The sequence below is a fragment of the Reinekea sp. G2M2-21 genome (assembly GCF_015687175.1).
Taxonomy (GTDB): Bacteria; Pseudomonadota; Gammaproteobacteria; order Pseudomonadales; family Natronospirillaceae; genus Reinekea.
In genome coordinates this window covers 418627-440254 of the sequence record NZ_JADPQG010000003.1, presented here as the reverse complement: position 1 = coordinate 440254, position 21628 = coordinate 418627, and the positions used below count along the sequence as shown (strand labels likewise).

Annotated in this window: 18 protein-coding genes; 9 read left to right on the top strand and 9 right to left on the bottom strand. The window is 43.3% G+C overall.

Annotation, left to right across the window (positions count from 1 at the left end):
- Window positions 1-19 precede the first annotated feature (19 nt).
- The 3 genes from IYN85_RS14150 (at window position 20) to IYN85_RS14140 (ending at window position 2193) form a co-directional block, all read left to right on the top strand.
- Complete coding sequence (locus IYN85_RS14150) at window positions 20-550, top strand: hypothetical protein (RefSeq protein WP_196159555.1); 531 nt, start codon at window positions 20-22, stop codon at window positions 548-550.
- Between the two features lie 140 nt (window positions 551-690).
- Entirely contained in the window at window positions 691-1071 is a 381-nt protein-coding gene (locus IYN85_RS14145; protein WP_196159554.1) for a DUF3461 family protein, read from the top strand.
- Window positions 1072-1242: 171 nt separating this feature from the next.
- Window positions 1243-2193 (top strand): AEC family transporter, encoded by a 951-nt coding sequence (locus tag IYN85_RS14140; RefSeq protein ID WP_196159553.1) that lies wholly within the window; start codon window positions 1243-1245, stop codon window positions 2191-2193.
- A gap of 13 nt (window positions 2194-2206) precedes the next feature.
- Here IYN85_RS14140 and IYN85_RS14135 read toward each other — a convergent pair whose 3' ends face one another.
- From IYN85_RS14135 to IYN85_RS14120, 4 genes are all read right to left on the bottom strand, one after another.
- On the bottom strand, window positions 2207-3061 hold the full coding sequence (locus tag IYN85_RS14135; RefSeq protein ID WP_230390741.1) for an MBL fold metallo-hydrolase: 855 nt from the start codon (window positions 3059-3061) through the stop codon (window positions 2207-2209).
- A gap of 111 nt (window positions 3062-3172) precedes the next feature.
- Window positions 3173-4180 carry an ExeA family protein gene (locus tag IYN85_RS14130; protein WP_196159552.1) on the bottom strand — a complete coding sequence of 336 codons (1008 nt, stop codon included), beginning with the start codon at window positions 4178-4180 and terminating at the stop codon, window positions 3173-3175.
- Window positions 4181-4204: 24 nt separating this feature from the next.
- Window positions 4205-5497, bottom strand: a complete 1293-nt coding sequence (locus IYN85_RS14125; protein ID WP_196159551.1) for a nucleotide sugar dehydrogenase — start codon at window positions 5495-5497, stop codon at window positions 4205-4207.
- 21 nt (window positions 5498-5518) lie between these two features.
- Entirely contained in the window at window positions 5519-6442 is a 924-nt protein-coding gene (locus IYN85_RS14120) for an XrtA system polysaccharide deacetylase (protein WP_196159550.1), read from the bottom strand.
- A gap of 210 nt (window positions 6443-6652) precedes the next feature.
- Here IYN85_RS14120 and IYN85_RS14115 point away from each other — a divergent pair, with 210 nt between their 5' ends.
- The 6 genes from IYN85_RS14115 (at window position 6653) to IYN85_RS14090 (ending at window position 13818) form a co-directional block, all read left to right on the top strand.
- Window positions 6653-8059 (top strand): TIGR03013 family XrtA/PEP-CTERM system glycosyltransferase, encoded by a 1407-nt coding sequence (locus IYN85_RS14115; protein ID WP_196159549.1) that lies wholly within the window; start codon window positions 6653-6655, stop codon window positions 8057-8059.
- A complete protein-coding gene (locus IYN85_RS14110) occupies window positions 8059-8694 on the top strand; it encodes a polysaccharide biosynthesis/export family protein (protein WP_370592204.1) in 636 nt (211 codons plus the stop codon). The genes IYN85_RS14115 and IYN85_RS14110 overlap by 1 nt, the downstream gene beginning before the upstream one ends.
- On the top strand, window positions 8694-10205 hold the full coding sequence (locus tag IYN85_RS14105) for a chain length-determining protein (protein WP_196159548.1): 1512 nt from the start codon (window positions 8694-8696) through the stop codon (window positions 10203-10205). Before IYN85_RS14110 ends, IYN85_RS14105 begins: the two co-directional genes overlap by 1 nt.
- A gap of 17 nt (window positions 10206-10222) precedes the next feature.
- Window positions 10223-11074, top strand: coding sequence for a polysaccharide biosynthesis protein (locus tag IYN85_RS14100; protein WP_196159547.1), 852 nt, complete (start codon window positions 10223-10225; stop codon window positions 11072-11074).
- Between the two features lie 90 nt (window positions 11075-11164).
- The gene (locus IYN85_RS14095; protein ID WP_196159546.1) at window positions 11165-12262 is read left to right on the top strand and encodes a hypothetical protein; all 1098 of its coding nucleotides are present in this window, start codon (window positions 11165-11167) and stop codon (window positions 12260-12262) included.
- Window positions 12263-12276: 14 nt separating this feature from the next.
- Window positions 12277-13818: an amino acid adenylation domain-containing protein gene (locus tag IYN85_RS14090; protein ID WP_196159545.1), complete on the top strand. Its 1542-nt coding sequence runs from the start codon at window positions 12277-12279 to the stop codon at window positions 13816-13818.
- Window positions 13819-13856: 38 nt separating this feature from the next.
- On the opposite strand, the gene IYN85_RS14085 is transcribed toward IYN85_RS14090, so the two are convergent.
- From IYN85_RS14085 to IYN85_RS14065, 5 genes are all read right to left on the bottom strand, one after another.
- Window positions 13857-15419 carry a hypothetical protein gene (locus tag IYN85_RS14085; RefSeq protein ID WP_196159544.1) on the bottom strand — a complete coding sequence of 521 codons (1563 nt, stop codon included), beginning with the start codon at window positions 15417-15419 and terminating at the stop codon, window positions 13857-13859.
- A gap of 112 nt (window positions 15420-15531) precedes the next feature.
- Complete coding sequence (locus tag IYN85_RS14080) at window positions 15532-17160, bottom strand: HAD-IIIC family phosphatase (RefSeq protein WP_196159543.1); 1629 nt, start codon at window positions 17158-17160, stop codon at window positions 15532-15534.
- Window positions 17157-17402 (bottom strand): acyl carrier protein, encoded by a 246-nt coding sequence (locus tag IYN85_RS14075; RefSeq protein ID WP_196159542.1) that lies wholly within the window; start codon window positions 17400-17402, stop codon window positions 17157-17159. Before IYN85_RS14075 ends, IYN85_RS14080 begins: the two co-directional genes overlap by 4 nt.
- 13 nt (window positions 17403-17415) lie before the next feature.
- Window positions 17416-19206, bottom strand: coding sequence for an alpha/beta hydrolase (locus IYN85_RS14070; protein ID WP_196159541.1), 1791 nt, complete (start codon window positions 19204-19206; stop codon window positions 17416-17418).
- Window positions 19206-21620: a hypothetical protein gene (locus IYN85_RS14065; protein ID WP_196159540.1), complete on the bottom strand. Its 2415-nt coding sequence runs from the start codon at window positions 21618-21620 to the stop codon at window positions 19206-19208. The genes IYN85_RS14070 and IYN85_RS14065 overlap by 1 nt, the downstream gene beginning before the upstream one ends.
- Window positions 21621-21628: the final 8 nt, after the last annotated feature.

Sequence of the window (21628 nt, the reverse complement as noted above, 5' to 3'; positions counted from 1 at the left end):
GATGAGAAGGAATTTTGAAATGACATTGAAAAAGAGCGTGATGCTACTCCTGCTGACACTTCCATTGTTTAGCCGAGCGGATGATTTTTTAAATATCCAGACGGATCCATTTATGATCGTCGGCAGCCAATATGTTGATTTGGCTGTCGATATGAAACTTAACAGTCATTGGGCGGTGGGTCCCTATGCGCGTTCGGCGACCGATCAACCACTTTACGATGTCGGTATACGCGCGACTTACTTTGAGCAACAAACCTATCAGCCCGGTTGGGTGACCGGTTTTGAAGTCGGTTACAGTCAGGATGTTTATGATGGGCGCTACTATGACTCCGACAAAGGTTCCTACTGTTTATGGGATATTGATCAGGAGCAGTGCGGACTTGACGCGCAGGGTGCACTGCGAACGCGTATTGATCATGGCTATTTTTGGCGCTGGAAAACATTCAACGTCAGCTTCGGACTGGGCGCGGCGTTGCTGTTTAAAGTGGATGATCCGGCCGATGTGGCCTTATTACCAGCTATTCATTTTGCCATCGGATGGGTACGTTAATCGATTGTAAACTGATCACTACGAGGCGTAAGCAAGCCAGCCTTTCCTCTATGTGACACGCGTATTGGAAAGGTGTTCATATTAGTCTAGGCTTAAATGATAACAGTCCGTTATACCCAACCCTGTGAAGAGATGAATGCATGTACCCAAATTTAACCGCTATCGGCATTACCGACGTTGATCGCATCGAGAAATATACCGTTCGTACTGAAGGCAAAAGTGATGTACTTAAAATCTATTACTCGCGCGATAAGGGAGACCTTTTTGCACGCAGTGAAAAATTCAAGTACCCGCGTCAACAAAAGCGAGTGAAAGTTGATAGTGGCACCGGCACTTACAATGACACCAGTGAAATCGCATCGACGTTGCGGTACGTCATAGAAGAACTGGATCAGATCGCCAAGCGTGAAGTTTTGAAAGAAGTGGATCTGAAGAAGAAGATTTTGTCTGACCTGAGCCACTTGGAAAAGGTTGTCAGTGCAAAGATCGCGGAAATTGAAGCTGATCTCGAACGTCTATAATTGCCAGTTCTATTGATTATGGTCAGGTCTGCATTGCAGTCCTGACTATTGACTTCTGATACACTGCAAAGCCAGATGCAGACGCCTCTGAAGCCCACCTTGGTCGACATTCGTCGCAATCTATTTAATGCCATTTCTTAAGAATCAGCCTTATCTTTCCTGGAGCCAGCTGTGTTGTCATTATTGTTGTTTTCACTGCAAGTTACTCTACCCATTGCCGTTCTGGTTTTGCTCGGCGTTTTGTTTATGCGTCTGGACTGGATTAATGAGCCTTTTAATAAGGGCGCATCTAAATTGGTATTCAATGTGGCTTTACCGTCTTTGCTGTTCGTCAGTATTGTCAAAGCCGACGCGGACTCAGGTATCAATTGGACAATAATCGGCTTTGGTGTCGTGTTTACGCTGGCATCATTTGTCGTGTTATCGATTCTCAGCCATTGGGTCACAGCCATTCGCGAGGAGCGTGGTGTCTTCGTGCAAGGCTCGTTTCGCGGCAATATGGGTATAGTGGGTTTGGGTTTCTGCATTAGTGCCTTTGGTGCCGAGGGGGCGACACTCGCGTCCATTTACTTGGCGGCCCTGTCTTTGTTGTATAACGTGTTGGCTGTGGTGACATTAAATCGCTGGAAGCAATCGGGCGAAAGCACCAATGTGGTGTTGTCTACCCTAACAAGCTTGGTTAAAAACCCTCTGATTATTGCAATTGTTATCGCCGGTTGCTGGCGGGTATCAGGGATTCATGTGCCTGAATTTATCGTGGAGTCAGCGGGGTATCTTGCTCAGATGACGTTGCCGCTGGCCTTGCTTAGTATTGGTGCCAGCCTTTCATGGGCTGGTTTTGTCTCGGCTGGCAAGGTTACCGCCTGGGCATCGGTCTTAAAGTTGATTGTGATTCCATACCTCGCGGCGACTGTAGCGTATCTGCTAGGTTTCCGTGGTATGGAGCTCGGTGTGATGTATCTGATGATGGCAACCCCAACGGCGGCAGCCAGTTACATGATGGTACGTGCGATGGGGGGGAATGCCAGTTTGGCCGCCAGTATAATCGCGGTCACCACGGTATGCAGTCTGTTCACCACCAGTTTTGGGCTGGTGGTGATGAAAGCTCTGCACTGGATATAACCATTTATCTGGATTAAGCCAGCTTGTGTACAGCGTTCGCTGCTGAAAATTTACCGCGATCATCCTGTTGCAATGCCGCCGACGCAATTTCCGGGTCATGGGTAAAAAACAGGTGGCCCCCTCTGGCGTGTAAGTCTGCCAACAGCCTGCGTTTTTCATCAATCAGCATTTCTGGAAACCGGTCGTAACCCATGGTAATGGGCAAATGTACCCAGGCGGTGCCTGGGATCAGGTCGGCCGCAAACACCAATGCGCCGTCATCTGTTTCGATTTCCGTCAATAGCATGCCTGGAGTGTGGCCGTCGCTGTAGTGGAACCGATAACGGTCGCCCAACAGAGCACTGCGTGTACCCCTGACCCGCTCCAATCGTCCGGATGCTTCGAGCAGTGGTTGAAGGTCTGCAATAAAGGAGGCTTTATCTCTGGCATGCGGGTTCAGCGCTCGTTGCCAGGCTGTTTCACTAACTATGACTTGTGCGTTTGGAAAAGCGAGTGTGGGCGCTTTCAGCTCTTGGTAGGCCTTCAATAGCCCCCCCGCATGATCAAAGTGTAGGTGTGAAAGTACTATGATATCGATATCGCTGGGTGAGAGCCCCAACTCAGATAGAGCGTTGAGTAGGCAATGTTCGTCTTCTTGTACACCGAAGCGTTGTTTCAGCTTTGGTTCAAAAAAAGCACCTATGCCGGTTTCAAACAGAATGTTCCGATCGTCTTCCTGTACTAACAGGCAGCGACATTGCAGATGTATGCGATTTTGTTCGTCGCATGGATACCACTGTTGCCACAAGGCTTTTGGCGCATTGCCAAACATGGCTCCGCCGTCTAGTTTCTGGGAGTTGCCAAGTAGTGATGTTAGTTTCATAGCCATCTCTGTTCCTTGTTTTAACACTCACCTTAATGGCAAAAAAAAGGACCGCCAAGCGCGGTCCTGATGTTTCACCTGATTGATGTGTCAATAACAGCTGACAGCCAACCCGTTCTAATTGCCGTCTTTCAGCCGCTTGCGGGCCTCCTCAAAGAGTCGAATCTTTGGGTTGTTGGCGTCCACCAGATGATCCAATTTTGCTTCGATACCTTCCAGTGCCATGGCAATACGCTCCAACGCGTTGCCATTAGCGGCAGACTGAGCAGCCGCAGTGGCTTCACTTGCCGCCGCCTTTTTGGATCGGGTCTGAATAATATCATCCGTCGAAACCAGCAGCTCATGGCGAATTTCATCAATGTCAGTGCCTTGCAGTGTGAACCTGTCTTCTGCAAATGCACAAAGCAATAATCCATCACTGATTTTATTGATCAGCCGAGGGATGCCGTTGGAATTCTCGTGAATGAGTTTAATGATCGGTTCCGGAAACAATTCTTTATTGGTGAATCCCGCAACAGTCAGACGGTGATAGATATAGTGTTGGGTGTCTTCAAACGAGAGGCCTTCCAGGTGAAAAAAGAGCTTAACTCGTTGCGTCAACTGTGGAATATCGGCGATGTTATCTTTTAATTCCGGTTGTCCCAGCAGGATGACCCTAAGAATCGGTCCGTTCGGACCCTCCATGCCGGCAAGCATTCGGATGTCTTCGAGATTCTCATGTGTGAGGTTCTGTGCTTCATCTATCGCCAGCAAGACTGGTGTCCCACGGGCTGCCAGTTGGCGTAAATGCTCATTGATGGCAAACAGCATGGATACCTTATTGCTATCGGCAACACGTATGCCAGCCTGTTGCATAATCAACTGAAACAGGTCATCGCCTTGTAAATTTGTGTAAGCGATGTGAAACAAAGTGACTTCGTCCTTAATGTCCGAAATCATTTTTTTCAATAATGTTGTCTTACCAGAGCCTATTTCCCCGCTGATCACGACAAAACCTTCAGGACTCCAGACGGCGGAGTCCATAAAAACGAAGGCTCTTGAGTGCTGTCGCGACATATAGAGAAAGTCTTCTTCCGGGGCCATTCGGAACGGATGACGCTCGAAGCCAAAATGGTCTAGGTACATGACGATTTCCTCAAAACTATGTGTTTACAGACGCCACAAGCGCACGCCTTCACGTGCAAAGCTGTCTCGATCCATAATGGATTTGATGTCATACACACCGGCCTGTGGCTTCAGCATCTGTTTAAAATCACTCGAAGTCATACTGCGGTATTCGCGGTGTGCAACGCAAGTGACGACGGCGTCAAGATTGGTAAATTCACTATTGTCACTTAGACGAATACCGTATTCATGCTCGGTATCAGCGGAGTCTGCATGAGGATCGTGCACGATCACTTCTAGCCCCCAGCTTTGAAGTGCGCGGATAACGTCAATGACCTTGGAATTGCGGATGTCAGGGCAGTCTTCCTTGAAGGTTATGCCCTGGATGCCCACCTTGGCACCCTTAACCGGTTGGTTGTGCGCAATCATTTCCTTCACGACTTGTCCGGCAAGATACTCACCCATACCGTCGTTAATACGTCTGCCGGCAAGAATGACGTCTGGGTGGTAGCCAAGCTTCTCTGCCTTGTGGGTAAGATAGTACGGGTCGACACCAATGCAATGTCCACCAACCAAGCCTGGACGGAACGGTAAGAAGTTCCATTTCGTGCCAGCGGCCTCCAATACCTCAAGTGTATCAATGCCCATATGGTTAAAAATAATCGATAACTCATTCATCAACGCAATATTCAGGTCACGTTGCGTGTTTTCGATCACTTTCGCTGCTTCGGCCACTTTGATACTGGCTGCACGATGGACACCGGGCTTGACGACGGATTCATAGACTTTCGCGACGATTTCAAGAATTTCAGGAGTCTGGCCAGATACAATTTTTAGAATATTGGTAAAAGTCCGTTCTTTGTCGCCTGGATTAATGCGTTCAGGGGAGTAACCAACAAAGAAGTCCTGACCACATACCAGGCCTGACGTACGCTCTAAAACCGGTACACAGTCTTCTTCCGTGGTGCCGGGGTATACGGTGGACTCATAAACGACGATATCGCCTTTTTTTAATTGGGGGCCAATTGTTTCAGATGCTTTTATCAGCGGTGTTAAGTCTGGTTGCTTTGAATCGTTGATCGGTGTTGGAACGCCGATGATGTGAAAATCTGCTTTGCGCAGGTCTTCTGCATTTGCGGTAAACAGGATATCTGTCGCGGCTAACTCATCCGCGCTAACTTCCAGGGTATTGTCTATACCATTACGCAACTCTGCGATGCGTTTTGGGTTGATATCAAAGCCTACCGTTTGCTTTTGTTTGCCAAAGGCAACAGCGACAGGCAGGCCGACATAGCCCAAACCGATCACGGAGACGGTGCGATTGTGTTGCTGAGTCATAATGTTTCCTTACAAATTAATTCAGGCGAGCCTAACCAATGCGTTTTCCAGATTGGTGTAGGTTTCAGTATTTTGGTAGCGATCAAGGCTTTCGGATAGGGTGCCGAATTGAAAGTCGTCGATCAGACGAGTCAGTCGGTTTTCACACTTATCTAAATTAGTGTAGTGGCGGAACCGAGAGAACCAGCTGGCTTCATTAAACCGGGGTTGGTCAGCGTCAATTTCCCATGGGTGCAAATAAAAAATCTTTGGAACTGTATTGTTTGCACTTGCTGTTTTGAACAGGTAACGAAATAGTGGGTAAGGGAATTGGCGGAAGTAGCCGCCACCTGCAGCAGGCACTGACAAACCTAACACTTTTGCGGATGTAATTGGGAATTCCCGGATCTCTCCCCCACTTCGGGTTCGAATCAAATAGGGTTGATCAGGTGTGTCAGGAATACCGTAATTATCGTGATAAATAGGGAATATGCTGGAGTCCCATGTAAAACCCAGTTCACTCAAAATATCCAATGCCCATAACGACTTTTTTGTGATGGAATAGCTTGCCGCTCGATATCCCAGAACAGGTTTTTGTGTAAGATTTTCTAGGATTTCTTTAGAACGGTAAGTTTCTTCCCGAAATACAGATTGGCTTTGCGAATAAATCAGTTGGTGACTGTAACCATGTGAAGCGATTTCATGTCCTAGTTGGTCAATGTCACGCACTAGGTCCGGAAATTTATCCGCTACCCAACCCAGAATGAAAAACGTCGCCTTGATGTTTTTTTCGTCGAAAAGCTTTAATAATCGTTGCGTGTTATTTACAACCCGTGACGGCTGCATATCCCATTGTGAAGGGCTGACAACCTGGCTGAGTGCGGCTACGTGGAAATAGTCTTCAACGTCAATGGTCATAGCATGAATGGGTGAGTTCAACGAATTCTTATCCCTGGAATTCAACATCTTTTTACATCCTGTAACATAGAGGTGACTTGTTTTCTAACTTAATGCTTACTTGAGTGGAAATTCTACCGCCAAAGGGGATTGCTTGTATAGCGTATTGATAATACTGCTACTTGTAGTTTTGGTGTGAAAAGCGCAAAATACCGGCACATAGAAAGTTCTGTAAGGTGACTGGATGCCGTCACCGAACGCAAAAGCAAGGAAGCCATTGTGTCTTATATTCGCATTCGCAAGCACTATTTGCATGTCCCCTATCTGATTCTGGGCTGTCTGGAATTCATTTTACTGTTTGCCAGTTTTTATATCGTGCTCAATATTCAGCAGGCGTTAAACGTCGTACCTGAATCGCATATTCCAGCTAATCCTTTACTCGCACTTACATACGCTCTGTTATTAAGCTGTGGTTCGTTAGCCATGGGCGTTTACCTTGCATTGATGCGTGAAGGGTTTACCGCCATGTTTTTCCGGACACTTGTTGCTTATTGCTTCCTTGGTGCGCTGGGAATCACTGTTTTATCTTATATATGGCCTGTTTTTAATCTTGGTGGAAGCAATTTGTTTTGGGTCGTTATGGTATCCACAGGGATGACTTTGACGGCAAGGCAGGTTTTCAGTCAATTGGTGGATTCAGATCAATTGTCGCGGCGGGTCATTGTACTGGGTACGGGCAAACCGGCGAGAGAGTTGCAACGAGCGTATGAGCGTAATAAGCGGGGCCTCAGCATTCGTGTGCTAGGCTATATTGGGCGGTCTGATGACGCGATTGATGCAAAACATTGCCTGAATGAGCCACAGGACTGGCTGAAGTTCTGTAAAGAAAACCGCATCAGTGAAATTATTGTTGCACAGCAGGAACGGCGCCGCTCCGACGGTGGAAGTTTTCCCCTGGATCAGTTTATTCGTTGTAAATTGAGCGGGATAGAAGTTATTAATGCACTTAGTTTCTATGAGCGGGAACTCAATCAGGTGAAACTGGATATCCTGCAACCCTCTTGGATCGTGTTTTCAGACGGATTTCGCGTATCCAAGTCACGGGACTTTGCGAAGCGTCTTTTTGATTTAGTCGTCAGCGTACTGCTCGCAATCATCCTGCTACCTGCCATTATCCTCGCTGCTGCACTCGTCTTTTTTGAAACCGGTCGACCCATACTCTATTCTCAAATTCGTACCGGTAAAGATGGCAAACCATTCAAAATATATAAGATCCGCTCTATGCGACAGGATGCGGAAAAAGGTGGTAAAGCAGTATGGGCTAAAGCGAATGATTCACGAATCACTAAAGTTGGTGCTTTTATTCGCAATACTCGATTGGACGAAATACCTCAGTTGTGGAACGTGGTTAAAGGTGAAATGAGTTTCGTTGGCCCTAGACCTGAAAGGCCTGAATTTGTCGATCAATTAAATGAGGAAATTCCATTTTACCGTCATCGGCATGCTGTGAAACCGGGGCTTATGGGTTGGGCACAGCTGAACTATCCTTATGGTGCATCAGTCGCAGATGCGAAAGGCAAGCTAGAATACGACCTGTATTACACTAAAAATCACAGTTTTATTATGGATATACTTATCATGATTCAGACAGTCGAAGTAGTCTTGCTCGGTAAAGGAGTACATTAGTGAATTCAAAAGTGAATGCATTTTTATCCTTCGTTCTTGGGCTTTTCTTGTCGTCGTGTGCCTTCTTGGGTCAGAAGGATGAAATTTCTCAACCAGAATTAACCTATAAACAACAACCGTATGTTATAGGTGTATCAGATCAGTTGCGAGTTGATATTTGGCGTAATACTGATTTGAGCAGAGCGGTCACCGTTCGACCTGATGGTTATATCACTATGCCGCTTATGGGTGATGTTGAAGCAGAAGGGCGAACGCCGGAGGCGTTGGCTGAAGTTATACGAGAAGCACTTTTAGAAGTGATTAAAAAGCCCGAGGTGACTGTTACGGTTGAGACTCCAGTCAGCATCGCTTACCAGTTTAGGGTTCGAGCCATGGGGCAGGTAAATCAGCCTGTTTCTGTTGCTTTTGTGGACGGGATGACAGTCATGGATTTGGTTCTTGCTGCAGGAGGCGTTGGTACATACGGAGCTGGAAATCGAGCGAGTTTAAATCGACTAACGCCTACCGGGTACGTTGAGTATCCAGTTTATCTAAATGACATTTTAGATGAAGGTGATATCACTACCAACTACTACTTGCAGCCGTCAGATATTTTGACAATACCAGAGAAGAAATTTTGGAGAGGTGAGTTCTAATGGATCCGACGAACATCAAAGAGCTTTTGTTTGCCTTGAAAATTGAGATTCTTAAATATCGTTATGCAATTGTGGTTCTGTTTATATTAGTTTCGTCAGTGGTACTCGCGGCAGGCTTTTTTATGCCTAAGACTTATACATCGAGAGTAGTATTGCATGCAGATGTTACTAATATTATTGGAAATTTGCTTGAGGGGAAGGCAGAAATTACCAAGATAGATCGGGCGAAGGAAGCCAGGGATATAATTTTTACAGAACGAATTATGCGCTCAGTCGCGGTGAAAGCAAATTTGCCCGAGAACGAAAACACGGTTGCAAAACTTCGAGCCAAAATGAAGATTACTGCTAACGGTGACTATGTTTCTATTCTGTATTCATCATCTTCACGTGATGAGGCGTTTTCTGTTATAGATGCTGTTACGCAAGCATTCCTAATGGAAACTAGTCGAAAAAAACGTGAAGAGTCGCAATCTGCATATGAGTTTATCGACGCTCAGGTGTCGAGCTATAAAAGACAGCTTGAGGAAGCTGAAGATGCTTTAAAAGCGTTTTCAGCGCAAAATATAGACATTACTGAAGATAGTGTTGCCAATAGAGTTACAAATTACAAAAATGATATTCAAATTTTAACCTTAGAAATAGAAGATAGTCAGTCGCGGTTAAGTAGTTTTGAAGATGAATTGGCAAAAGAGTCTGAGTTCTTAAAGATAGAAACAGAGCGACAAGAAAGCTTTGAAGAAAGGCAGCTGGAATCATTTGAACGTCAATTGGCTGACCTTAGGTTGAGCTATCAGGATACGCATCCAGATATTGTTAGTTTGAAAGATCAGATAGAAACATTGCGTGTTAAAGTAGATTCAATAGTCGAGAAATCTGAGCAAAACAAGCAATATACACAAGTTGAAAATACTGCATATACGCAATTAAAAGAATTGATCAACAGTGAACGGGCTGATTTAAAAGCTGCCAGGAACCGCTTGTCCAATACTAAGCAACTCTTGGAAATAGCACTATCAAATGCGGAAACAGTCGCCTCAAAACAAGCTACATATAAGGATCTCACACGAGATTACTCTGTTACTAAAGAAGTATATGAGGACATGCTGAAGCGCAGAGAAAGCGCTCGTTTATCGATGACTCTAGATATAGAGGGACAGGGCGTCTCATACAAAATTCACGAGCCAGCTTCCTATCCTGTCCACTCTGACGGTCTTCAGCTAAAGCATTTTGCACTAATTGGACCTGTATTGGGCTTTATCACTCCGATCGGTCTATTGGTTGCAATGGTTTTGATGGATCCACGGGTTAGATCCGGTAGTTTTATGGCAGACAACCTATCTGCACACATAAATGTAATTACGACTATTCCACTTTATGAAAGTGCTGTAAGTGAATTTGCTAGTAAGCGCAGTCTTATTGTTCTCTCTGCACTTTGTATATTGTATTTAGTCCTATACGCGGCTCTCAGCAATGGTGTTGGAGTGCTGGCGTTGATTGGAATTTCGATCTAATTATTGGAGAATTGGTTTTGGCCCAAAGCAAGTTATTTAAAGCTTTTGAACGTGAGAGAGCTAAGCGTGAGCTTGATGCATCCAATCCTTCCGCGACTCCAGACAGAGATGCATATACTGCGCCGACAAAAGAGGAGTCTGCATCGAAAGTAATTTCTGATCTGGTACCATCCTCAACAATCATGGATAGGAATGCAATTTTAAGTGAAATGCGTAATCCTAATCCGATGAGTATTGCTGATATGAGAAGAAAGAAACTAGTTTATTCGGGTATGAAGAATCGGTCTGTTTTAAATGCATATCGAGAACTTCGAATCAAGCTTATAGACTTAAGTGAGTCACAAAATATAACTGTTTTGTTAAGTTCTGTGGATGCGAAAGATAACTCGATAGTAACTGCAATGAACCTTGCTATTTCGTTTTCACTAGATGTTTCTTCCTCAGCTCTACTTGTGGACTGTAATCCGTATGGAACTGAATTACAAAGTCTGGTTACCTCAAAGTTTGAAGCAGGTATAACTGATTTTGTTCAGGACGATAATCTTTCTCTCGAATCAATAATATATCCCAGCGGAATTGAGCGTGTAAATGTGATTCCTGCAGGTAATAATCCTGCAGCAGCGGTTGAAATGTTCTCATCTAAGGCCATGCAGAATTTAGTCTATGAGTTGAAGAATCGGTATTCAGACCGTTTTATCGTCATTAATGCTCCGCCAGTCCTGTCTAGTAGTGAAGCGCGTGTATTGACGCGATATTGTGATCACACGGTATTAACCGTCCCCTATGGGACAGCAAGTGTTGATAAAATTGAAGAGTCAGTAGATGCCATTGGTGCCGCAAATGTCACGGGTGTGGTATACCAACAATAGATGTTAAGAGTACGATTGATGCGAAAGCGGCAAATAAGCCCACTGCTATTGGGTGTTCTTTTAACTTCTTATGTTCAGTCTGAAATCAACATGGATCTTGGTGTCGTAAGCCAGGTTGCGCTTTCCGACACCGGTTCTTCAGTATCTGCATCCCCTGCTTTTGATTTACGTTATGCACATCCCCAGATACAATTAAATTCAAGCATCAGCAGTGAAGTAGAATACGAAAGAGGCGATACCAGCTTTGAATGGCAAGGAGAAACTACCCTGTCTTTCTTTGAAAAACAGCCGAGCATTTCGCTGTCGATTGAACAATCACGTCAACAAAATAACTCAGTTCTTACCGATATTACTCAGACTCGGGACCAGGTTTATTTAAATGGGCAGATGAGGACGGTAGGTTTAGGCTTGATTGGACAACTATTTGGTTCGTCAATTGGGACAAGGCATGTCTGGGATTCAATGGGGAATGATCTCAATGAAACTCAACTAACCGCTGAATATCAGTTGTCGTACAATCCATCGCGGGGTATCAGCTATAACACCCAATTGAACATTGCTTCTATAGATTCTGGGTCTATTGTTCGTTCAGCTGGAGTTGGCGGTCAATACGTAAAAAGTTTATTAGCACTCACAGCATATTTAGGTATATCTGATTCTGAACTTCTTAATAATAGATCGAATAACTTGATTTGGAATCTGGTCGTTCAGCGAGATCTTTCTCCTGCTACGGTCACATTGTCGTTAACAAAAGATAATACCGATACTATCTCACTTTTCGAATCCTTCGAGCCCGCAGCCGATCTGTCCGTTCAAAGTATAATAACTTTAACGCGATATGCTCTTTCCGTTGAAGGCTATCGTCTTACTCCTAAGTTGACTGCAAGCGCCGTGATTCAGCTGAGCGAAGTAGAGTCTTTACTTCGCGACAACCTTTCTAATGCTAGTAATGTTGAAAAGAACGGGAATATTGATGTTTCTCTGGACTTTGCTCTGTCCAGAAATTCAATTCTAGAACTGGGTTTCAGTAATACTTGGAATTCAACTGATAGTGTGTTGCTAACTGAGCTCTCCTATCAAGACGTCATGTCGTCACATTGGTCTAGGTCTATAACTGCTCAGTACATAACAGCTGAAACTGTTTCTACTACTTACAATGTTTCCTTTGGTTTGGGCTATCAATTTTAATAAAAGGGATGCACATGGTTACTCGAATTCATGAGTACTTTACTCAATCGGCGCAACGTTTTCCTGATAAGTATGCAGTAGTGCATGATGGAGACAGGCTGACATATTCTGAACTCGATCACAATTCAAATCGATTAGCATGTTTGCTGCAAAACAAGGGGGCGACCGAGCCAAGATTGATTCCATTTTTCATGCCAAAATCAATTGACGCGATTACGTGTATTTTGGGTATTCTAAAGGCTGGGTTTGCGTATGTTCCCATTGATTACAATTCTCCAAAAGACCGCTTTGAAGCCATATTAGCTGCAACAGGTAGTAAGGTAGTCCTGGTCAGTGAGGAGGCTGAAGCAAAAGCTTTGCTTTATTTAGAAGGAACTGACATTGAAGTCGTCAACGTTTCTGCTCTGGCGAATGAGGTTGAAAGTCTGCCTGTGTCTGAAGCGTTATCTGTTGACTTGGCATATGTATTGTTTACATCTGGATCAACTGGTGTTCCGAAAGGTGTTATGATCTCACACCAATGCGTTACAGATTATATTGACTGGTGTGTTGCAGAGTATGATCTTAATGAAAGTGACGAGATATCCAATCATGCTCCTCTATACTTTGATAACTCTACGTTTGACCTGTACACAGCTTTCAAAACTGGAGCGACACTGCACCTTGTCCCGGAAAGATTGAATGCCGTGCTTCCTCGGCTGATAAAGTGGTTGGAAGAAAGCCGAATAACGGTGTTTTTCTGTGTGCCGTCAGTTCTTACCATGCTTCTGAAATCAAGGCGACTAAAATCTGATTCATTCAGCTACTTGCAGCAGGTTTTAGTTGCGGGGGAAGTTTTGCCGCCATATGTTATTCGGCAATGGATGATGCTATACCCAAACATAAGATTTACCAACATGTATGGTCCGACTGAAATTACCGTTGATTGTAGCTTTCATCGAATAGTGGATTTACCTTCGCCCGAATGTACGAGTATCCCAATTGGCAAAGCTCGTCCAAACATGGAGCTATTTGTGAGAGCTGAGAACGGGCAGTTATCTCAGCAATCTGGCGCTAAAGGTGAGTTGTTGGTTCGAGGCAACTCAGTTGCGTATGGCTACTTAGCAGACGAGCAGAAAACTTCTCTTTCGTTTATACAGAACCCTGCAAATCAATATTTCTATGACCCTCTCTATTGCACTGGTGATATTGTCACTATTGATGATAATCTGGATTTTCATTTTGTTGGGCGAATAGACAATCAAATAAAATATATGGGATATAGAATTGAACTTGGCGAAATAGAGTCTCGTGTTCAGGCGATTGAAACGGTTTTAGAGGCTGTTGTTGTTTTTAGCAAGGGGACTGGTGATGGAGATGACTTTCTGGCGCTACTCGTAAATCTGAAGGATAACGACGACCTCGATTCGTTGACACTAGAACTGAAAAGTCGACTACCTTCTTATATGGTGCCTTCTGTCATTGCTACTACCGAGAAAGATTTTCCAAGGACTCCAAATGGGAAATATGACAGAAAAGCAATCTTAATGGAAATTGAAGCCCGTCAATCTCTATAAACTTAGTCATTATAGGCGGTTACTATAGCCGCCATCTTCTATTTATACTGTAAGCAATATTCCGTAGCCTCAGAGATAAGGCTACTTCTGCTTTCAATCGTGGTGAAAGTATGGTCGCCAGCTTCGCATACCTTTAGCTCAACTTTTCTGTCACTAATTAACGTGCGAAAGGTTTTTCCAGTATTATTCTTCAAATTAGTATAGCCGGGTTCGTTGGGGGAAAAATAAAAAAATATTTTAGTGTTCTGATTTACAATATGAGTGAAATCTTTTTCAAGTTTCGATGTTCTATTTTGTGTGGTTGCTATTCGGGCGTGAGCTTTGGATTTGATAACGTGCAGTATGCGCCTAGTTAAAGGTAGCCATTTAGTTGGTGTTCTAGCCACTTTTAACCATGCACTAAGATCGCGTGCTTGGTCTTTATAGTAAGCTTCGCTGATCGCTTCAGCCGCCGAGTTAGGGATGATGGGGTCATCTCCTTCCTCCCAATAGAGCGTGTTGCTGTTCACCAGAAAAAGCGCGGCCAAGTCTGTACCCTTGCTCTGCCGTGCATAGTCAAATGAACTAAAGGCGCCAGAGCATAATCCGAATAAGATAAATCGACTGTAACCCTTAGTTTTCAAGTGCTGGATAACAGCTGTAATATCCCGTGTCGCATTTTTTGTATAGGCGTGATTATTGTTCGTGGCTGGGATGCCGCTATTGCCTAAGTTCGAAAGATCAAATCGATAGGCACTAACACCTCTCCTGGCGACACTACGTGCAAGTGAAGTATGTAAACCATTTGGTCCCGCATGATGACCAGAGCCAGTGTTGGGTATCAATAAGCATACTTCAGCCTCTGTTCTTGTAGGTTCAGTTAATATTCCAAATAAGTTATCTGGAGTGGCTAACACTCGTTCACTAATACTGCTGTCGTTAAAAAACTGATTAGATGTGTGGAATTGCCCAAGCGCGTCATGATCGGTGAAAGTAGATACCCAATTGGTAATGCCACGGACATCGTTCCAAGCAATCTTTGAGACTTCGGGAGATCGCATCATTAAACTCAAATCAGACGACTCTAGTTTCTCTATATTTGTCCCCCCCTTCTGCATACTGTCTAAAAAAGAGAACCGTCTGACTGTTGGAGCATGAATGTAAAGTGCCTTCTGAACTGAAGGGCATTCAAGTGAAGCCAGTTTCGCTAGCTTTAGTTTTTCAATTTCTGAAACTTTAAAAGGATACCCGCCTGCGACTATTAGTTTTGGATCCGAAGAAGACAGCCCTAAACTGTGATCTATCAACTCGAGGTCGCGAACGAATGCCGCACCCTGACTATAGGCATGCCAAAATACGATTCCTGATTCATGGTCTTCCAATAGATCTCTGCTGAGAAGAAGTGAAGCGCTACGAAGGCAAATAAGAATCGGGGTGCTGCCTGTCTGTTCCTTGATATGGCGATTTAAATCTTTGATTACAACAGCGTTGTCTTCTATAGCGTTTTCAAGCGGCAACATCCCACTGCTATTTCCGTAACCAGGAAAGTCAAAGGTCCATGCACTGTGACCGTTTTCTGCAAGGTTGTACGCGAGCTGCCGAATAGTGGCTTTACTATGCATATACTCCGGGCCAATCGGAGGAATAATGAGTATCGGTGCGCGAGTCCCTCTATTCTGGTAGACGAAAGTAAATATGTGGTATTGGCCGGAGCTTATCCAGCATGAGAGCTGACTAGTCATTTTCAGGAATAATTATATTAAAATTTTGATAGTTGAAATTAGAGTCGTTTTGCAAGCTACTTAGTTCAAGGGTTTTATCTGCAGACGAATGGTTCTTCATGAACTTCTGCATAGGAGTATTCCTTTCCGTTTCGAGGTAGTTCATCTTAATTGAATTTATGTCTAGGTGTTGCATAATTGCTGATATGAAAGCGTGCTCTACAGTGCGGTTCAATACCCTGCAGGACATGGCGAGATAGGTAATGCAGTCTCTATCAACAACGGCAGTAATGACTTCTCCGTGTCTACCAAATTTGTCAGAGAGTGATCCAGTGAAAACGACGAGATTATCATTCAAAATTTTATGCTTGGCATCTTCGGTTATTCTTAATCCATTAAGGTTGAACTGATTTGATTTATTGAGCAATTGAAATGCTCGATCGGCTAATGAATCAGTAACAGGCCTGATTGATAGTTGCATTTCTAAGCTATTTAGAAAATCGCCTAGTTCGGAGCCCGCGCATTGTACAGCGAGATCACTATTGAGTTTTGCCTGATAGAGCTCAGTTCGATTTGCGTCTTCTTCTGAGAATGCTTCTGCTGGAAATAATGAATTTAGTACCCTAAGTAAAGAGACGTAAGAGTCTTTATCTGCCGAGAAAAGTAGGCTTGTGACTTCTGGGAGGGCTTTTTGGACTTCGGCAATTTCAAGGGGGTTATCATCAACAAAAACGAATGATTCCAGTCCAAGGTTAAGTTTCGTTGCTAGCGATGCAATTTGTGCAGATTTTGCTTCATAGTTACCAATAATTGCGACAAAGTCACGCTTATTCAGGAGCATCTTGTTTTGCAAGAAGGGTAATTCTGCTAGATCTTGATCATTCTTACTTACTGCGGCTAATAGTATTCCTTTGCCTTTATATGTCTTCAACAAAGACTGGTAAATATAGTGAGGGTATCCTGCCCCTTCTGCATCATACTGTATTCCGTTAGGACCATCTTCTCCAATAATTCCTGACCATATTGTATTGTCCAGATCCGTAACTAGTATTTTTTTAAGCTCGACGATACCTGAGAAGTAAGTTTTAGAAAGCTCATTCGCAAGGAGACTTATAGTTCGTCCATTGAAGGGTTGGCCAGTTTGTAAGTAATTGGCCAAATCAAAATCAATATTCTCTAGCAGATTAATGCCCATTAACCTTAACTGTCTTTTGATATAGAGCTGAATTAACTGGTTGTCACTATCATGCTGGAATATAGGTTTACCAGGGACGTCTAAGTAGACACCAAAATCCACTCGACTAGAGATTTTTACACAATTTTTTTTGGCTAACTCCAGGAGAGATTCGAGATCTTCCTTAAAGTCATGGTAGCCCAAGCGCCAATCTAACTGCGGTAACACATCCCAAGGATAGATAATTGCCAAATTTCTTCGATCAGTTTTTGCATTGTCATTTATAAACTGTTGAAAATTTCCAAAGGGTATGTGCTCAAGAACTAACTTGAAGTTTCTTAATGCAAATTGAGCCTGAAGATAGATGTCAATGGCATCAGACTGAAATGAAGTTGCTAACAATACTGTCTGAATGTCAGCATTGTCGTTTAACTTGTCTATAGTTTTCTTCGCTTCTAAGAATTTCATTCTTCTGTTAGGGCCGAAATAAGTGTTACACAATCTTGCATTGTATTCAGGTTGATTGCGGCTGCGGTATCGATTACAACATCAAACTCGCCTTCCAAGGCGGAGATCAGATTAACATGCAACATGGAATCCCACTGGTCGCTGATATCCCGCTTCAATTCAGACAACTCTGAATCACTATGATTCGTGAAGAAACATTCGAATACTTCTTTGGTGATGGATTCAATTTGTTGCATTTCCATAGGTATATCCTTTCTAAAGTTCCCTAGCGCGAGCGCTAGAGTTAGGAAGTGAGCTCGAACTTAGTTTAGTTTGCAGTAATTTGCTTTCGGAGTCAGATATGTACTGAGATAAAATCTCAGCTAGTAATGAACAAAGCTTTCTTCGTGATTCTTGTGACGAAAAAGTATGATTTGCCCTGGGTATCGTGTGCCCTTTTACCCTTAAGCGCTTTAAGAACTTAACCTTCGATAGCATACTATTATCTCTAATGAGCCCCCAACCTGGATCACTGTCTGAGATTATGAATTCAAGGTTGGTATTCGACTGTCTTATTGTAGCAATGTCACAATTAAACCTTGTATTAGGTATGGGTTGTAATATTTCTTTCATGGAAGAAATTAAGTTCGATGTTTTTTTTGTAATAAATCGCTGAATGAATAGCAATATATACCGGACATTCGCCTTTCCCTTTAGTAACTTAATCCAAGCATTTGGATCTCGGATTACATTAGCGTAATAGTTAGCATCGACAGTAGTCCTTTGCTCCTCTGGTGTCTTAAGAGACATTCCTTCTTTCCAATAGAATGTCAGCGGGTTAATGCAGATTGCCGCCGAGACATTGGTACCATGTTTCAATGCATAGTGAAATGAATGATGGGAGCCAGAGCAGATTCCTCCAATGACAAATGTGTAGTCAGGATACTCGAGCTTTAAAGCCTTAATCATTGCGTCATAGTAGTGCGTAGATTCTTTTGGGTAGCAATGGTTTTCTTGTTCTGTGCCAATGGTATAGCTGTCGGCTAGATTCTTCATATCGAATCTTACTGTAGTAATCCCAGAATGCACTAAGCTCCGGGATATTTCTACGTATACCCGGTTCGGGCCAGTATGTGTTCCGCTTCCTGAGTTGACCAAAACAAATAACAATCGTCTGTTCACCTGAGTAGTGGTTGGAGATGTTATGATTCCAAATTGGCCCAGTGAGTCTGTGAAGCAGGATTCTATGAAATCATTGCCCTCAACTTTAGCTTTCTCCGAAAGGCGTAAAGCAACTGGCTTTCTTACTTTTGTTGGTTGCTCATCTGTAATTTCCGTAACAATGCTAAAAATTAAATCTTCAGGAATTCTCGTGAATTGTGGCTCGGCGATGATATCTTCATAGTGCCGTAGTGTTTGAGTCTTAACATGCTCTAAATTAAGTCGTTCTAAGGATTTTCGGGTTCTCTCTGACTTCGTATAGACTAGTACTTTTTGTTTCTTTGCGCTGAAATCCAGTTTAAGCGTACTAATCCAGTCTAGAAATTCATGAGTGTATTGAAATCCGCCAGCTTCAAGAAAATCCTCGGCTAGGGAGTTGGTTTCTGAAACGCGACTGGTTGCATTTATTTCTCTAGAAAATCTCTTCCCAGAAAGAACCGGTTCTAAAGCAATAAAGCGCTGAACTCGACTACTTCTACCGCAAAAAAAGTCCGCGATAGTGGCGCCCATTCGAAATCCAATTAAGGTTAAATCTGTATTCTCTTGGAACTGAGATTCTAACAGCGACAGGCATTCTGGCCAGCAAGTGAAAGTTTGCTTGTCAGTGACCGTACCTAATGAATCCTGCGTACCTGGAAGATCAAATCGGATTACTTCAATGTTATTTGCACACAATACTTCGGCTAATCGGTTATAAAATCTATGACAATGGTATGCCTCATGTCCGATTGACGGTACTAACAATACGCTCGCTTTGCAATCAACTGGTTTATAGTACCAATAGAAAATACTTTGATCCCCAGCCCGCAACCAGGAGGGTTTTTTAGTTGTATTCTCAAAATCCATTACTGCAAACTCAACGATAGTCTTTTAGACGCAATCATGTTCGTACCCTTTACAACAAGAGAATACTCGTCGCCTAGGATGCCATTTTCAGGGGATGCTATAAAAGAATGACTAACGCCTGGAATCAAGGTTTGAAAATTTTCCTGCAGTTGCATTCCTCTAATTGTTATTTCAGCAAATGCAATTAGCGCATTTGACTTAAGCATAATTAGGAGCTCATTATTCTGTATCCTATGTTCTATATCTATTTTCAAGTTTTCTAAGTTTGTTTTCATTGGCAAATTTAGTCCGCTTGGAAAATGCACATAGGATATTGTCTTGCTCTGGTATTCCATTGATACTGCAATGGCGTCCCACGCTTCTGGCGTAAAACTATACGCATTAGTTGTATCTCTGAACTGGCCTATAATGCTATTAACGGAAAAGCACCCACGGCTGTTCGATAATAGGCTAACTTCAGTGGGGAAGTGCTCAATGTGATCTCTATATGTTTTAACGCAGTGTACCTTAATAGTTGTTTCAATATCTGTATTGGTTTCATTTTGCCAACAGATGTTATGGCCATTAAGACCGTTATCAATTATCGATAAATGAATTGGTTGAAGTTGACTTTTTAATATATAGCCAGCTGGTTTCATTCTACCGCTTGCCGATATCAGTCCCCATCCCGATCCTGGATATAAGTCATTTAGCCACCAAATAAGAGCTCCATTGCACTTGCTTCTGTCGCTTCGCCAAAAATTAAATGCTTGAGCCAATAGGTACCCCGTCGTTACTCGGCTAATTTCCAAATACCTTGCGGTATCTACTTGTCTGAGGTTGGACGGTTCTATCCCGAAGTAACCTTCAACATAGTGATTGCGAATGTCCTCGAAATCCCAGCCAACGTTGGCGTCTCTGGGTACACCATGTTTCCATGCTGAAGATGTTGTGTTTGGTGTTGGGGTGCCATAGATCGTTTTGGTTTCACTAATGTCTGGACAATGAGAATGACCTAAGCACTCAGAGGTAAACTTTACATCTGAAAGCTCTAAATCTGATTCATCTCGTTTGTATGCGCCAAGGCCAAAGTAGTGTGATAAACCAATGTTTGTGTCGAAAGCGAAGTCACCACCAAATGGTGATGAAGGCACGTACGGTAGCTTTGAATTCGCATTGGAGAGTTCGGCAGGAATCCAATCGTAGAAAAGAGGTAGTATGTGTTCGTCAGTCGAAATACCTACCATGTTGGCCTGTTGCTCGACTTCACTATTGCCGCACCAAATCGCAACACAGGCATGTTTTTCTAGTCGGTTAATTTGAAATTGCAATTCAGGTTTAACTAGTTCTCTAAATTCTTCTGAGTCAGGGTAATCGAAATTCGCGAACATAAAGTCTTGCCAGACTAATATCCCTAGTTCATCACACATTTCATAGAGGCGACTGTTTTCGTAAGTCATAGTGCCCCCGATCCGGATCATGTTGAAACCGAGCTGGACTGCGTTCTTCAGTATCTTTTCGGTTTTAAGTTCATCAAACTGGTAATCAGTTATATTGCTGTGTGTCCAGCACGCACCGCGTGCAAAAAATGACTGACCGTTAATGCTAAATCTAGGTGCCAAATTACTGTCAATCAGTTCTGAACTTTTGAAGCCGCATACTTGTTTAATAGATAAACTTGAACTGGCGAATTGGATATTGATATCTATTTGGTGTAAAGCTGGTTTGCCATGAGTATGTGGCCACCATAATTCGAGGTCGGGTAGAGCAACTTGAATTGTTTTTTGGTTTCCAAGCCACTCATGGATATACTCTCTGTTGCCTGTTTTAATTGTGATTTTTTTTACCGAATGCAAACTGTTATTGGTGCAATCCAGTATCGCGATTCCATTTTTTTCGGTAGCGCGGAAAGCAAACTGATCTGCATCTGTTTTTGGGCTCGACTCAATAGTTACGGGTCCACAAATACCGATTTCTGGCGTCTGGGCTGCCCAGCCAACGATATGTCCTAGCAAGCTAGTACGTATAAACCTCAAGTTATTATTTGCAAGATTGGTTTTCCATCGTGGACGAGGTTTTTTTTCCGACAGTTTTTCATTTAGTGATGGAAACTCGACTCGAATACTGTATTTTCTTGTTTCGGTATTTGGTAAGCGTACTTTGTGCTGATGGAATCGATTACACGCAGTATGCAAGAGTTCTCCATCGATAAAAACTCTGGTCTGTGGTGATAGAGCGCTGAAGTTTAACTGATTTTCCTCTGAATTTTTGAGCTCAATTGAGGTCTCATAGACCCAGCGTAAGTCAGCAGCATTCGTTATTTCGGGAAAAACAGAGTTAACATTCTTAGCTTTATCAATAACGCGTTGTACGATTGGCTGGCTTGAGTCATCGTCATAGCCTGTGAGCGTCCATTTTAATACGCAGTTTTCCATGGATGTTT